This window comes from Kitasatospora sp. NPDC017646 (assembly GCF_044329365.1).
In the GTDB taxonomy this organism is placed as follows: domain Bacteria; phylum Actinomycetota; class Actinomycetes; order Streptomycetales; family Streptomycetaceae; genus Kitasatospora.
Map to the genome: position 1 here is coordinate 101,518 of NZ_JBIRJC010000008.1, position 14,777 is coordinate 116,294.

General features: G+C 73.4%; 11 protein-coding genes. 6 read left to right on the forward strand and 5 right to left on the reverse strand.

Translation table 11 applies throughout. From position 1 onward, the window contains the following. Positions 1 to 2 precede the first annotated feature (2 nt). A complete protein-coding gene (locus tag ACH4J0_RS15325; protein ID WP_396240150.1) occupies positions 3 to 200 on the reverse strand; it encodes a DUF397 domain-containing protein in 198 nt (65 codons plus the stop codon). Positions 201 to 398: 198 nt separating this feature from the next. Here ACH4J0_RS15325 and ACH4J0_RS15330 point away from each other — a divergent pair, with 198 nt between their 5' ends. The 3 genes from ACH4J0_RS15330 (at position 399) to ACH4J0_RS15340 (ending at position 6,884) form a co-directional block, all read left to right on the forward strand. Beyond that, complete coding sequence (locus ACH4J0_RS15330) at positions 399 to 1,862, forward strand: TIR-like protein FxsC (protein WP_396240152.1); 1,464 nt, start codon at positions 399 to 401, stop codon at positions 1,860 to 1,862. Then, on the forward strand, positions 1,859 to 5,857 hold the full coding sequence (gene fxsT / locus ACH4J0_RS15335) for an FxSxx-COOH system tetratricopeptide repeat protein (protein WP_396240154.1): 3,999 nt from the start codon (positions 1,859 to 1,861) through the stop codon (positions 5,855 to 5,857). The genes ACH4J0_RS15330 and fxsT overlap by 4 nt, the downstream gene beginning before the upstream one ends. A 64-nt stretch (positions 5,858 to 5,921) precedes the next feature. After that, a complete protein-coding gene (locus ACH4J0_RS15340; RefSeq protein WP_396240156.1) occupies positions 5,922 to 6,884 on the forward strand; it encodes a 2-hydroxyacid dehydrogenase in 963 nt (320 codons plus the stop codon). Here the strand turns inward: ACH4J0_RS15340 and ACH4J0_RS15345 are convergent. From ACH4J0_RS15345 to ACH4J0_RS15355, 3 genes are all read right to left on the reverse strand, one after another. Continuing rightward, on the reverse strand, positions 6,881 to 7,735 hold the full coding sequence (locus tag ACH4J0_RS15345; RefSeq protein WP_396240449.1) for an alpha/beta fold hydrolase: 855 nt from the start codon (positions 7,733 to 7,735) through the stop codon (positions 6,881 to 6,883). The two genes, ACH4J0_RS15340 and ACH4J0_RS15345, sit on opposite strands and share 4 nt — an antisense overlap. A 22-nt stretch (positions 7,736 to 7,757) precedes the next feature. After that, the gene (locus tag ACH4J0_RS15350) at positions 7,758 to 8,657 is read right to left on the reverse strand and encodes a DUF4231 domain-containing protein (RefSeq protein WP_396240158.1); all 900 of its coding nucleotides are present in this window, start codon (positions 8,655 to 8,657) and stop codon (positions 7,758 to 7,760) included. Positions 8,658 to 8,865: 208 nt separating this feature from the next. Further along, complete coding sequence (locus ACH4J0_RS15355) at positions 8,866 to 9,630, reverse strand: SIS domain-containing protein (protein WP_396240160.1); 765 nt, start codon at positions 9,628 to 9,630, stop codon at positions 8,866 to 8,868. 221 nt (positions 9,631 to 9,851) lie between these two features. Between ACH4J0_RS15355 and ACH4J0_RS15360 the strand changes: the two genes are divergently transcribed. Continuing rightward, positions 9,852 to 10,544: a metal-dependent transcriptional regulator gene (locus ACH4J0_RS15360; RefSeq protein ID WP_396240162.1), complete on the forward strand. Its 693-nt coding sequence runs from the start codon at positions 9,852 to 9,854 to the stop codon at positions 10,542 to 10,544. Between the two features lie 435 nt (positions 10,545 to 10,979). Here the strand turns inward: ACH4J0_RS15360 and ACH4J0_RS15365 are convergent, their stop codons facing one another. Further along, positions 10,980 to 11,684, reverse strand: a complete 705-nt coding sequence (locus tag ACH4J0_RS15365; RefSeq protein ID WP_396240164.1) for a bifunctional DNA primase/polymerase — start codon at positions 11,682 to 11,684, stop codon at positions 10,980 to 10,982. Positions 11,685 to 11,989: 305 nt separating this feature from the next. On the opposite strand from ACH4J0_RS15365, the gene ACH4J0_RS15370 reads away from it, so the two are divergent. Together ACH4J0_RS15370 and ACH4J0_RS15375 are read left to right on the forward strand one after the other, a co-directional pair. After that, a complete protein-coding gene (locus tag ACH4J0_RS15370; protein ID WP_396240166.1) occupies positions 11,990 to 13,366 on the forward strand; it encodes a transcriptional regulator in 1,377 nt (458 codons plus the stop codon). A 164-nt stretch (positions 13,367 to 13,530) separates the two neighbouring features. Next, positions 13,531 to 14,736, forward strand: a complete 1,206-nt coding sequence (locus ACH4J0_RS15375; protein WP_396240168.1) for a hypothetical protein — start codon at positions 13,531 to 13,533, stop codon at positions 14,734 to 14,736. The last annotated feature ends 41 nt before the right edge of the window (positions 14,737 to 14,777 follow it).

Below are 14,777 nucleotides of genomic sequence, written 5' to 3' on the forward strand. Positions count from 1 at the left end.
GCTCAGAGGCCGACGAAGTGGTCGAACTCGCCGTCCTTGGCGCCCAGGATCCAGGCGTTGAGCTTGGTGCGGGTGGTGGTGACGACCAGCTCGGGGTTGTTGGACTCGCGGAGATAGACGAGGTCGCCCTCGGAGGCGATCTCGATGTAGTCGGCGCTGTCCTCGCTGAAGCTCGACCTCTGCCAGTTGAGCTGCTCCATGCGTACCCCTCCTGATCGTTCACGACGGCCGCAACGAGGGTACTGGTCCACCGAAGAGCACGGCGGCATCGTTTCGGTCATGTCAATTCGTGCTAGTCGTTGTGCTATTCCATTGGGACGTCAGTCGTTCCTACACTGAGACCCCGCCGCACGGGGGCTGCGGGAACCAGGTTGCCGACGGGCCCGGGGGAGGCGCGTGTGAACGACCGTGGCTGGGACGAGGACGAGGCCCGGCCGTACTTCTTCCTCTCCTACGCGCACACCCCCAAGTCAGGCGCGCGCGGCGCCGGTGACCCGAACCACTGGGTCCGCCAGCTGTACCGGGACCTCTGCGAGGCGGTGCTGCAACTCACCACCGTCCCGGCCGGGGTGCCGGTCGGGTTCATGGACGAGTCCATGCACCAGGGCGAGTTGTGGGCCGAACGGCTGTCCGAGGAGCTGGCCAGCTGCCGGGTGTTCGTGCCGCTGTACTCGCCCCGCTACTTCAACAGCGTTCCGTGCGGTCAGGAATGGCACGCCTTCACCCGCCGCCCGGTGTACCCGGCGACCATCGACGCCGAGCGCACCAGCGGCATCGTCCCGGTGCTGTGGGCGCCGATGAGCCGCTACCGGCTGCCCAAGGTGGCCAGTGAACTCCAGTTCAACCACGCGGGTTTCGGCCCTGACTACGCCACCGAGGGCCTGTACGCGCTGATGAAGCTCAGCTACTTCCGCGCCGCCTACGAACTGGCCGTGCACCGGCTGGCCGCGCGGATCGTGCAGGTGGCGGAGGAGACGGTGATCCCGGTGGGCCGCCGGCTGGACTTCAACGCGCTGCCCAGCGCCTTCAACGTGACCGCCCCGACCAAGCAGCTGCGGATCTCCGTACTCACCTACCACCAGGGCGAGTTGCCGCCGGACCGCAACCCCGACTTCTACGGTGCCCGGCGCACCGACTGGCACCCCTACCGCCCGGCCGGGTCGCCGATCGCCCAGCACGCGGTGCGCCTGGCACGGCAGTTGGGGTTCCAGCCGACCGTGCACGAGTTCGACGACGAGGTCGAGTCGATCATCGAGGGCAACGCCGAGGCCCCCGGACTGCTGCTGCTGGACCGGTGGGCGCTGCGCGACCCGCACCGTCGCGAGCTGGTCCGCCGCTTCGACCGCTGCGACGCCACCTGGGTGAGCGTGCTGGAGCCGTGGAACAGCGACGACCCCGAGTGCGACGGCGGCGGCCGCGAACTGGTCGAGCTCAGCGACCAGATACTGCGGATCACCCGGCGGGCCGGCCGCCCGAGCTTCCTCGGGGTGACCGGCCCGACCGGGCTGGACACCCTGGAGGACTTCGACGACGCGCTGCCCCGGGCGGCGATGAAGGCCAAGTACGCCTTCGAGGGCCGCACCAGGGCCGAACCGGAGGAGCCGCCGACGCCCCGGCCGAGCCTGCGGGAGGCCTTCCGGCGCGGACCGGGGGCGTACGGGCCGGACGGCTTCGGCGGACACCGGCCGGAACCCTACGAGCCGGAGCCCTACGACCGCGACCGCGACCGAGACCGCGACCCGGACTCCGGAAGCAACCACCGCACCGCCCGTGACAACGACCACCGCGACACCCGCGACGACCGTGACGACGGCGATGACCCCGATGCTGGGATGGCGCCCTTGGGAGGACCGTACCGATGAGTGACAACACCACCAGGAACTTCCGGATCGGCGCCGCCGAGCTGGCCGCCGCGCGCGAGGCCGCCAGGCAGGCCGCGGAGCAGGACCGCCAGGGCCGGATCATCACCTTCTACTCCTACAAGGGCGGCACCGGCCGCACCATGGCCCTCGCCAACACCGCCTGGATCCTCGCCGCCAACGGCTTCCGGGTGCTCACCGTGGACTGGGACCTGGAGGCGCCCGGCCTCGCCAAGTTCTTCCACCCCTTCCTCGACCCGGCCTCGCTGGCCGGCACCACCGGGATGATGGACCTCATCGCCGAGTACCGCGAGGAGGCGCTGCGCCCGGTCGAGCACGCCGAGGGCTGGCACCTGGACTTCGCCCGGGTGCACCCGCACGCGCTGTCGCTGTCCTGGCCGCACTTCCCGTCCGGCGGCAGCCTGGACTTCCTCTCCGCGGGCCAGTTCAACCGCGACTACTCCGAGGCCGTCACCCACCTCGACTGGGACATCTTCTACGACCGCTTCGACGGCGGGCAGTTCTTCGACGCGCTCAAGGCCGACATGTCCAAGCGCTACGACTACGTGCTGATCGACTCCCGCACCGGCCTGTCCGACATCGCCGAGATCTGCACCGTCCAGATGCCCGACGACCTGGTGGTCTGCTTCACCCTCAGCGACCAGTCCATCGACGGCGCCTCCCGGATCGCCCAGCACATCCACGACCGCTACCGCGACCGCGGCATCCGCATCCTGCCCGTCCCGATGCGCATCGACGAGGGCGAGAAGGAGAAGGCGGACGCGGGCCGCGCCCTCGCCCGGGTGCGCTTCGACGGCCTGCCCGCGGGCCTGAGCGGTGAGGAACTCGCCGGCTACTGGGGCTCGGTGGAGATCCCGTACCGGCCGTTCTACGCCTACGAGGAGATCCTCGCCACCTTCGGCGACCAGACCGGCACCCCGACCTCGATGCTGGCCGCCTGCGAACGGCTCACCTCCATGATCACCGAGGGGCGGGTCACCGGACTGCCGCCGGTGGACGAGGAGGTGCGGCTGCGCTACGTGGACGCCTTCACCCGCCGCCGCCCGTCCGTCCCCGCCGACCTCTACCTGTCCTACGTGCCCGAGGACCGGATGTGGGCGGACTGGATCGAGTCCGTGCTGACCCGGGCCGGCTTCCGGGTGCTGCCGCGCGACCTCAGCGCCGGCACCGACCCGAGGGAGGAGACCGAGCGGGGCATCGACTCCGCCTACCGCACCGTCGCCGTGCTCTCGCCCGCCTACCAGCGCTCCCCGCAGGCCCGCGCGCTGTGGGAGTCGGTGGTCAACTCCGACCCCTCCGGCACCCGGCGCCAGCTGCTGCCGGTGCGCGTCGGCGACGTCCGGCTCACCGCGCCGTTCAGCAACCGCAACCCGGTCGACCTGGTCGGCCGCGACGAGGCCCAGTCCGTCCAGAGCCTGCTGCGGGCGCTCGGGCGCGGCGACGCCCCGCTTGGTGACGCCCCCAGCGGCGGCCCGCGCTTCCCCGGCAGCAAGCCCTCGGTGTGGGACGTGCCGCCGCGCAACCCGTCCTTCACCGGCCGCGCCGCCGTCCTGGAGCAGCTGCGCAACCAGCTGCGCGGAGGCATGGCGGCCGTCCTGCCCACCCCGCAGACCCTGTACGGGCTCGGCGGCGTCGGCAAGACCCAGGTCGCGCTGGAGTACGCCCACCGCTTCATGTCCGACTACGACCTGGTCTGGTGGATCGACGCCGAGCAGACCGAGCTGGTCGCCCCCGCGCTCGCCGAACTCGCCCGCCGCCTCGGCCTGCGCGTCGGCGACTCCGTCACCGAGGCCGCCGAGGCCGCCCGGGAGGCGCTGCGCCGCGGCGTGCCCACCTCGCGCTGGCTGCTGATCTTCGACAACGCCGACGAGCCCAGCGAGATCCGCCGCTTCTTCCCCGGCGGCTCCGGCCACATCCTGGTCACCTCCCGGAACCAGGCCTGGACCGGCCACGCCGAGGCGCTGGAGGTCGACGTCTTCACGCGCGGCGAGAGCGTCGAGCACCTGTGCCGGCGCGCCCGCAGCCTCTCCCGGGCGGACGCCGACCGGGTCGCCGAGGCCGTCGGCGACCTGCCGCTGGCCGTTGAGGTGGCCGCCGCCTGGCTGGACACCACCGGCACCCCGGTGGACGCCTACGTCACCCAGCTGCACGCCGAGGCCGCCCGCGCCCTCGCCGTCGACCACCCCACCGACTACCCGACCCCGGTCGCGGCGACCTGGAACGTCTCGATCGGGCGGCTGCGCCAGCAGTCCCCGGCCGCCGTGCGGCTGCTCCAGCTGTGCGCCTTCTTCGCGCCCGAGCCGATCTCGATGAACCTCTTCTACAGCGACCAGATGATCCGGGCGCTGGTGAAGTACGACGCCGACCTCAGCGACAAGTTCATGCTCGGCAAGGTCATCCAGGCGATCGGCCGGTACGCCCTCGCCAAGGTCGACGCCGGCAGCAACAGCTTCCAGGTGCACCGGCTCGTCCAGGCCGTGATCCGGGCCGGGATGAGCGACGACGAGCAGGAGGTCGCCGTCCACGAGGTGCACCGCATCCTCACCGGCGCCCGGCCCGTCCTCGGCGACACCGACGACCCGGCCAACTGGCCCGCCTTCGACGAGATCTGGCCCCACCTGTCGCCCTCCAAGGCCCACAACTGCGACGAGGCCGACACCCGCCAGCTGCTCATCGACCGGGTCCGCTACCTGTGGAAGCGCGGCGAACTCGACCGCGCCCGCGACCTCGGCCACGCCCTGGACAGCGAGTGGACCGGCAAGCTCGGCGAGGACGACCGGCAGACCCTGCTGCTGCGCTTCCAACTCGCCAACGTGCTGCGCTCCCAGGGCAACTACGCCGAGGCGCTGGCCCTGGACGAGGCCACCCTGGAGCGCCAGCGGGCGCTGCTCGGCGAGCACCACCCCTACACCCTGATGACGGCCGGCTCGCTCGGCGCCGACCGCCGGGCGCTCGGCCGCTTCCAGGCCGCGCTCGACCTCGACCAGGAGATCCTGGAGCAGTTCCGCGAGCTGTTCGGCGACGACAATCCGCGCACCCTGTCGATGGCGAACAACCTGGCCATCGACTACCGGCTGGTCGGCAACAGCGAGGCCGCCCGCGAACTCGACCAGGAGACCCTGGACCGGCGCACCGCCGTCCTCGGCCCCAAGCACCCCTACACCCTGTCCACCAAGTCCAACCTGGCCCGCGACCTGCGCGAACTCGGTGACTACCGCGGCTCGGTGGACCTCCTCCAGGAGGTCACCTCCGACCTCGGCGACGTGCTCGACCCCGACCTGCCGGAGAACCTGCGCAACGCCAAGTCGCTCGCGGTCTCACTGCGCCGGATCGGCCAGCTCTCCGAGGCCCGCCGGATCACCAGGGAGACCTACGAGCGCTACCTGGAGCGCTACGGTGCCGACGCCCCCGACGCGCTGGCCTGCGCGCTCAACCTGGCCGCCGACCACAGCGCCTCCGGCGACAAGGAGGCCGCCCGCGACCTCTGCGCCACCGTCTTCGAGGGCCACCGGCGGCTGTTCGGCGACGAGCACCCGTTCACCCTGGCCTGCGCCAACAACCTGGGCATCTACCTGCGCGGCAGCGGCGACGTCCAGGGCGCCATCGAACGCGGTCGGCTCACCGTGGAGGGACTGACCCGCTCGGTCGGGGCGGACCACCCGTACACCCTCAACGCGGTGATCAACCTGGCCAACGCCTACGGCGACGACGGGCAGACCGAACTCGCCGAGGAACTCGGCCGGGCGGCGTACGCGGGCCTGTGCGCGCGCTACTCCTCGCAGCACCCGGACGCGGTGGCCTGCGAGGCCAACCTGGCGGTCACCCTGCGGGCGGCCGGCCGGCACACCCAGGCCGCCGAACTGCGCGCCCGGGCGATCTCCGAGCTGATCCGGCAGTTCGGCGAGGAGCACCCCAACACGGTGTCCGCGCGCGGCTGGAAGCGGATCAACCGCGACCTGGAGCCGCAGCCGGTGTGACCGGGGAAGGGGGCGGGGTACGCTGCGCCCTGCGAGCGCAGCGAGCGAATCACGGAAGGTGCGCATGGACACTCCGCCCCCGGTCCTGGTCACCCGGCGCCCCGCGCCCGGCGTCCTCGAACGGCTCACCGCCCGGTACGCCGCCACCTGCCGCGAGAGCGACCGGGAGCTGGAGCGGGCCGAACTGCTCGACGCCGTCCGCGGGCGCCGGGCCGTGCTCACCACCCTGAACAACCGGGTCGACGCCGAGTTCCTGGACGCGGCCGGCCCGCAGCTGGAGATCGTCGCCAACCACGCGGTCGGCTACCACAACATCGACCTCGCGGCCTGCGCCGAACGCGGCGTGGTGGTCACCAACACCCCCGGGGTGCTCACCAACGCCACCGCCGAGACCGCCTGGGCGCTGCTGCTGGCCGCCACCCGCCGGCTCGGCGAGGGCGAGCGGCTGCTGCGCTCCGGCACGCCCTGGACCTGGAGCCCCAACTTCCTGCTCGGCCTGGAACTGGCCGGCACCCCCCTCGGCGTGCTCGGCATGGGCCGGATCGGGCAGTCGGTGGCCCGGCGGGCCCGGGCCTTCGACATGCCGGTCAGCTACCACAACCGCCGCGAACTGCCGCCCGGGCAGGCCGACGGCGCCGAGTGGAAGCCGCTGGAGGAACTGCTCGCCACCTCCACCGTGCTGGTCGTCACCTGCCCGTGCACCGACGAGACCCGGCACCTGCTGGACGCCCGCCGGCTGGCCATGCTGCCGCCCGGGGCGGTGGTGGTCAGCATGACCGCCGGCGTGGTGGACGAGGAGGCGCTGGCCGCCGCGCTGGAGTCCGGGGCGCTGTTCGCCGCCGCCGTGGACAACTTCGAGCACGAGCCGGACGTACCGTCCGCGCTGCTCGCCCAGGAGCGGGCGGTGCTGGTCCCGCACCTGGGCAGCGCCACCGTCCGCACCCGGCAGGCCATGGGCGGCCTGGCGGTGGACAACGTCGTGGCCGTACTGGACGGGGGCGAACCCCTGACCCCGGTCAATCCCTAGCCCGCCGCCCAGGCCAGGGCCGTGGTCATCACCCGGAACGCCCCGAAGTGCGCGGCGCCGGGCTCCAGGAAGAGCTCGGCGCCCGGGACGTGGTCGGCCAGCCAGCGGGAGTGGTCGACCGGCGAGAACTGGTCGTCCGCGCCGTGCCACAGCCAGGTCGGCACCCCGATCGATCCGACCTCGAAGCCCCAGTCGGCCGTGAAGGCCAGGACGTCGTCGATCCAGCCGTCCGCGCCGTGCCGGAACGCCTCCCGGTAGTTGCTCTGCAGCATCCGCCGCAGCCCGCTGTCCGCCACCACCTCCCGGTCGGCGGCGGAGAGTTCGGTGCGCAGCCCGTTCAGCAGCCGGACCGGGTCGTCCTTGATCTGCCGGGAGCGGAACTCCATCGCGTCGGCGATCCGGCCGTGCCCGCGCTCCGCCTCCTGGTAGGCGCGGACGTTGGACGGGGTCATCCCCGCGTACCAGTCCAGGCCGGTCGCGTTGCGCGGCGCCAGCCCCACCAGCACCGCCACCCGGCTGACCCGCTCCGGCAGCATCGCCGCGCAGGCCAGCGCGTGCGGGCCGCCGCCGGACCGGCCCAGCACCGCGAAGCCGTCCAGCCCCAACTCGTCGGCGATGGTGCGTACGTCGGCCGCCGCGTGCGACACCCGGCGGCCGAACAGCCGGGTCGAGTCGCCGTAGCCGGGGCGGTCGTAGGAGATCAGCCGCACGCCCAGCCGGTACAGCACGGTGCTGCGCGGGTGCGGGCCGACCCGACTGCCGGGCATGCCGTGCAGCAGGAACACCGGACGGCCGCGCGGGTCGCCGAGGGACTCGACGGCGAGGGCCCGGCCGTCCGCCGTTTTGACCATCCGTAACGCCACGCGTTCCTCCTCAGTGCTCCCGGTCGGTGGTGGTGCGCACCTCCCGGCGGGCCTGCCAGGTGGTGTGCTCGCGGGACACCGCGTCCTCGGCGTCCCGGGCGAGCCGGGCCCAGATCTCCTCGGCGTCGACCGACTCCAGGTCCAGCCGGGCGAGTTGGAGGCGGATCAGCTCCAGCTCCTCGGCCGCCAGGCCGTACGCGGCGGCCAGCGGGCGGTACTGGCGCAGCTGCGCCCAGGCCGTCACCGAGGCGGCCACCGCCGAGACCGTGCCCAGCGCGTCGTAGGTGAACGCGCCGAGCGCCCGCAGCACCGCCAGCGCCAGGCCCAGCGCGGGCAGCAGCACGCCCAGAACGCCGGTCCAGTACCCGGCGCGGGCGCAGTAACGGGCCTTGCTGCGGTACCAGTCGTGCTGCACCCGGATCCGCTCGTTCAGGTACACCTCGCGGCGCACCGCCAGCGGCTGCCCGCGCAGGTCGCGCATGGCCTCGGTGATCTCGACCCCGGTCGCCGGCACGGCCACCGGACCGCCCCGGAAGGCGCCCAGCACCCGGGTGAGCTGGAAGCGGTACAGCCCCTCGGCGTCCGGCAGGCTGCGCGGCGGCGGCTGGTAGGCGTCCGCCCGGACGGCGAACTTCCAGGCCAGTGTCTTCACCGACTCGGCGGCCGCCCGGCCCTCGTACCAGAGGCCCTGCGGGTTCTGCCGGCTGATCACCACCGCCAGCGCCATCGCGCCCAGGTAGGCCGCGGCGGCCGGCCAGGCCCACGGCTCGCCGTCGGCCGAACCGGTCGCGGCGGCGACCAGCAGCAGGGCCAGTTCCCAGGCGGAGAGCAGCACCGAGCGGCGCTGGCCGCGCAGCGAGGCCGCGTCGGCGGCCCAGAAGAACTCGGGCAGCAGCTCCCGCTCGCGCACCCACCCGGTCCGTCCCGCACCAGACGCCATGTTTCGGCCCCCACCCGTCGCTCCGGTCCCTCCGCTCTCCTGCCCCCGGCGGCTTCCCGGTACGCCTGGCGCCCGCCGGGGCGGTCGGCAATGGCCGGGAAGCCCCGGTGGATTGTCCGGTACGTTCCGTGGCCGGGTGGGCACCTGCCGTCATGTCGGGTGTCAGCGGACGTGGGTGTCAGTAGGTGTAGAGGATGCGCCCGGCGTTGTCGGCCATCTGCTTGGCGTTCCACTCGGTGCCCCCTGGGACGTTGCCGGAGCGGAACAGCGGCGGTGCGGGCGCGTCCCCGGCGGCCGCCAGGTCCGCCAGCCGGCCGACCGCCGAGGCGACCACGGCCTGCATCAGCGCGCTGGTGACGATGGTGGAGACCGGGCCGAAGGAGGTCTCGGCGCCGGGGTGGGTCAGCTCGCCGTCGCCCACCGCGACCTTGTTGTCCAGCACCACGTCGCAGTGGTCCTTGAGGTAGGTGCCGGAAGGGTGCGCCGAGGACACCTCGCCCGGGTAGGCCAGCGAGGTCACCCCGATCACCTTCAGCCCGCGGTCCCGGGCGTGCCGGGCCAGCTCCACCGGCATCACCTGGCGGCCGGACAGCGAGATCAGGAACAGCAGGTCCCCACTGGTCGCGGGGGTCAGGTCCAGGGTCGAGGTGGCGAGCCCGGGGACCCGCTCCAGCGCGCTGGACAGCGGCGCGGGCATCATCGTCACCCCGGCCATCCCCGGCACGTTCAGCAGGTTCATCGGGACCAGCCCGCCGGCCCGGTAGACCACGTCCTGGGCCGGCAGCGAGGAGTGCCCGGCGCCGAAGGTGAAGACCCGACGGCCCCCGGTGATCGCCTCGGCCAGCAGGGCGGCCGCCGCCTCGATGCTGTCGGCCTCCTCCTCGCGGACCCGGTTCAGGTGGGCGATCGCGGCGTCGAAGTACCTGCCGACCAGGTCGTTCATCGGTTGCCTTCGCTCTCTGCCGGTGGAGGAGCCGGCCGGGTGGGGCGGCCGGGGTGGTCCGGACCGCCAGTGGAGAAAGCTACGGCGAGCACGGTCGCGTCCCGGTGGCACCGCTGTCAACAGGAACGAAAACCGGTACCGGGAGGCCCCGGGCGGGCTCGGTTGTCGGTGCGGTACGTCAGAATTGGCGGTGAGGACACCGAAGAACGGAGCCAGCGGCGATGTCTGGGCTGATCGACACCACTGAGATGTACCTTCGCACCATCCTGGAGCTGGAGGAAGAGGGCATCGTCCCGATGCGCGCCCGGATCGCCGAGCGCCTGGAACAGAGCGGTCCCACGGTCAGCCAGACGGTCGGCCGGATGGAGCGCGACGGGCTGCTCCAGGTCGCCGGGGACCGCCACCTCGAACTGACCGAGGAGGGCCGCCGGCTCGCCGTGCGCGTCATGCGCAAGCACCGGATCGCCGAGTGCCTGCTCGTCGACGTGATCGGTCTGGAGTGGGAGCAGGTGCACGAGGAGGCCTGCCGCTGGGAGCACGTGATGAGCGAGACGGTCGAGCGCAAGGTGCTCGCCATGCTCGGCCACCCCACCCAGTCCCCGTACGGCAACCCGATCCCGGGCCTGGACGAGCTGGGCGACGCCAAGGCCGAGGGTGAGGGCTTCGACGCCGCGCTCGTCCCGCTGGACTCCGTCAAGCCCGGCGACACCGGGGCCGACGTGGTGGTCCGCCGGATCGGCGAGCCGATCCAGACCGACAGCGCCCTGATGAGCACCCTGCGCCGGGCCGGCATCCGGCCGGGCTCCACGGTCAAGGTGACCACCGGCGTCGGCGGCGTCCTGGTCGGCAGCGGGGAGAACGCGGCGGAGCTGGGCAAGGACATCGCCCAGCACGTGTTCGTCGCCCAGGCCTGAGCCCTCGGGCCGCCGGTCCTGCCGCTTCCTCCGCCCCTACCGCCCCGGCGGTACCGACGATCAGGGCCCGCTGCTCCCCGTGCAGCGGGCCCTTCCCGTCCTCCCCGGATCCCTCCCGATCCCCTCCGTCCCTCCCGCTCCCTCCCGGCCCCTCCACCGCCTCGCCCGGCTTCCCCGTCCGAGCGACCCTTCCGGCGTCCCCTCGCACCGCAATTCCTCCCCTCGGCCGATCATGGCAATCCTTGAGCGCTGTCACTCGTACGAGGGGCTTTCCCGGTTGACCAGCGGGTAGACAAAGGCCTTATCCGCACATGCGTGTGACGGGCCCCGTCTCCGGTGGGAGACAAGGCCCGTCACTCGTGCGCGTTGTGTCGCGCGGTGCTCGCCCTCACCCGATCGGCGCAGGGCGGCAGATTCAGGGGCCGGCGTCCGGGGTCAGACCCCGGCCGGCTGGGCGGCCTGGAACTGCTGGGCGGGCGCCTCGCGGCCGCAGGCGTACGCGAGCGGGCTGATCAGCTCGGCGGCGTCCGGCAGCCAGCGGTTGGACTCCGAGGGGGAGCGGGCCCACTGGGCGTAGCCGGTGGAGCCGATCCGCGACGGCGGGGCGACCGTCCAGTCCCCCTCGCCGCGGGCGACCAGGTCCAGCCGCCCGGGCGGCCAGCCCAGCTTGCGGAGCATCTCCGGCAGCTTGGCCGCGACCCCGGGCAGCACCAGGAAGTGCAGCCGCCGCCCGATCCGCCCGGGCGAGGACGGCAGCACCACCACCGGGCCGAGCTGGAGGTCCATCCGCTCCATCCGGGCCAGCGCCAGGCACCCGGCCGTCTCCGGCACGTCCAGGACGTCGAAGGACCGACCGGTGGGCAGCAGGATCGACGCCTCGGGCCGTTCGGTCCACCACCGCCGCACCGCACCCGGCCCGGCGCTCGCCTTGCGGGCCCAGTCCGCGTCCAGCGGGTGGGCGCCGGGAAGCGCGCAGCGCGGGTCACCGCAGGAGCAGCGGGCGGGCCCGTCGCCGTCGACCAGCCAGGCGCCCGGGGCCACCTCCCAGTGGCGGTTCTCGGCGTAGCCGACGGCTTCGATCAGCAGCGGGGGCGGGCCGGCGTTCTCGTCCTGGCCGGGGGCGTCGGGGATGTCTTCCACGGGCTGCTCAACTACCGTCCGTGAGGCTGGTTACGGCCCCGAGGCCCCCGGTCGGCCGTATCCCGGCAATGTCACCCGAACCGGTGACTCAAGCGAGTTGGAGCGGGCGGAGGCGGGCGCAGCGGGGGCGCACGGAAGCATTCCCCAGGGCGCGCGGGGGGTGCGGTTCGTCACCGTGGGTATCCCGCTGGCGTTGCTGATCGCTAACCTGGTGTCAGATTCCTTTGACGGTCGGACAGTCGGCAACAGATCAGCACATCGTCGCCCGCCGGCCGGGACCGGAGGGTGTGGGGAGGCGAAGCCCAATGGCCGCGAGACCACTCGTCGCACGACAGCCCAACGAGCGCCTGCAGCAGCTGATCCAGGAGGCCAGCTGCTCCAACGCCGGCCTGGCCCGCAGGGTCAACCTGTGCGGCGCGGAGCACGGACTGGACCTGCGCTACGACAAGACCTCCGTCGCCCGCTGGCTGCGCGGGCAGCAGCCGCGCGGACAGGCGCCGGCCGTGATCGCCGAGGCCCTCGGGCGCAAGCTCGGCCGCAGCGTGTCGGTCGAGGAGATCGGCATGGCCGACGGCAAGAACCTCAGCTCCGGCATCGGGCTGCAGTTCGCGCCGACCCTGGGCGCCGCCCTGGAGCAGGTGTGCGAGCTGTGGCGCAGCGACGTCGGCCGGCGGGACTTCCTGACCGGGGCGACGGTCGCCGCCTCCGCGCTGGTCGAGCCCAGCCGGGACTGGCTGATCACCCCGCCCGACCCGGTGGTGGCCCGCACCGGCGGCACCCGGGTCGGCCCGACGGACGTGGCCGCGATCAAGGCGACCACCGCGATGCTGGTCGACCTGGACCACCGCTTCGGCAGCGGGCACGTGCGCCCGGTCGTCGTGCACTACCTCAACTCGGTGGTCTCCGGCCTGCTCGGCGGCGCCTACCGGGAGGAGACCGGTCGCCAACTCTTCGCCGCGGTGGCTCGGTTGACCGAACTGGCCGGCTACATGGCGGTGGACACCGGGCAGCCCGGGCTGGCCCAGCGCTACTACATCCAGGCCCTGCGGCTCGCCCAGGCCGCCGACGACCGCGGCTACGGCGGCTACGTCCTCGCCGCCTCGATGAGCCACCTGGCGGCCACCCTCGGCAACCCGCGGGAGATCGCCCAGCTCGCCCGCGCCGCCCAGGAGGGCGCCCGGTCGGTCGCCACCCCGACGGCGATGGCGATGTTCTACGCCGCCGAGGCCCGCGGCCACGCCCTGCTCGGCGACGCCCGTTCCTGCGAGGCGGTGTCGGCCAAGGCGCTGCAGATGATGGAGAAGCGCCACCCCGAGGACGACCCGGACTGGATCGTCCACTTCGACGACGCCTACCTCGCCGACGAACTCGCCCACTGCCACCGGGACCTGGAACAGGCCGGGCCGGCCGAGCACTACGCCCGCCGGGCGCTCGACCTGCACCCGCCGACCCGGGTGCGCCGCCGCGCGGTGGACCTCGTGCTGCTCGCCACCGCTCAGCTCCAGCAGCGCGACCTGGAGCGCGCCTGCGAGACGGGCACCCAGGCGGTGCGGCTGCTGAGCGGGCTGCGCTCCAACCGGGGCGTGGAGTACCTGGACGAGTTCCGGCGCCGGCTGGAGCCCTACCGGGAGCAGCGGGTGGTGCGCGAGTTCCACGCCAGGGCGGACGCGGAGGCGGCCTGAGGACCGTCCGCGCTGGGGAGCAGGTGGATTGTCCCGCCCACGTGGTCACCCGGTGAGGCGAACCGGTAGCGTGGGCGCGACGTCCAAGGAACTGTGATGCCCCCAAGAACCGACGAGATGTGGTCCGCCGCCTGTGCGCGGTCCTGCACAGGTGAGGAATCGCGTTGAGTCAGCGCCGCTCGTACCCCAACTCGGGTGACTTCAACCTGGACGACCTGTTCCGCCCCGAGCCCGGCCAGCCCCAGGGCCAGCCGGGCCAGCAGGGCCAGCCGCAGGGCCCCACGGCCGTGCCGCCGGTGGGTCAGCCGTCCGGTCAGCCGGAGTACCTGGGCGAGGGCGTACCCGCCCAGCAGCAGTGGGGTGCGGCGCCGCAGCCCGGCTACGGCGCCCCGCCGCAGGCCGACCCGGCGCCGGCCACCCAGCACCTGCCGCCGTACCCGGGCGGCGACCCGCAGGGCGGCGGCTACCCGGCGCCGCAGCCCGGTTACGGCGTCCCGCCGCAGGCCGCGCCCGGCTACCAGGGCTACCCGCAGGCCGCACAGCCACAGTCGCAGCCGCAGCAGCCCGGCTACCCGGGGCAGGGCTACGGCCAGGAACCGGCGCACCCCCAGGGCGGCTACGGAACGGACGGCTACGGGCAGGCCGGCTACCGCACCGACGGCCACGGACAGCCCGGCTACGGCCAGGACCCGGAGGCGACCCGGGGCGGCCGCCCGGGCCGCGGCGGCCGCTCCTCCAACAAGCTGATCGTCGGCGGCGTGGTGGCGGGCTGCGCGGCGGCCGGCATCCTGGTCGCCGTCCTGATGAGCGGCGGCGGCACCGACAAGACCGGCCAGGGGAGCACCCCGGTCGCCGCCACCGGCAGCACCGCCCCCGACAGGGCGAGCGCGAGTGGCTCCGGCGCCGCCGCCGACCCCGAGGTCAAGGCACAGGCCCAGCCGCTGTCCGACCTGCTGGGCACCGCGAGCGACAGCCGCAGTTCGGTGGTCTCGGCGGTCGCCTCGGTGCAGAAGTGCGACAAGCTCCCGGACTCGCAGCAGGCCCTGTCCGCCGCGGCGGGCAAGCGGCGCGAGCTGCAGACCAAGCTCGGGCAGCTGAAGACCGACAAGCTGCCCGGCGGCCCGCAGCTGATCGAGCAGCTCAACGCCGCCTGGACGGCCTCGGCCCAGGCTGATGACGAGTACGCGGCCTGGGCGACCGACGCCCAGTCCTCCTGCGACCCGAAGAAGCCGGACACCGGCAACCAGCACTACAAGAACGCCGTGCAGGCCAGCGGCACGGCGACCACCGCGAAGAAGCAGGCCTCGACCCTGTGGAACGCGATCGCCACCCAGACCGGCCTGCCTTCCCGTGGCGACGGCGACCTGTAGGGCGGCCCGCCCGCCCGGCCGGGGCGACGACGACGCGTCAC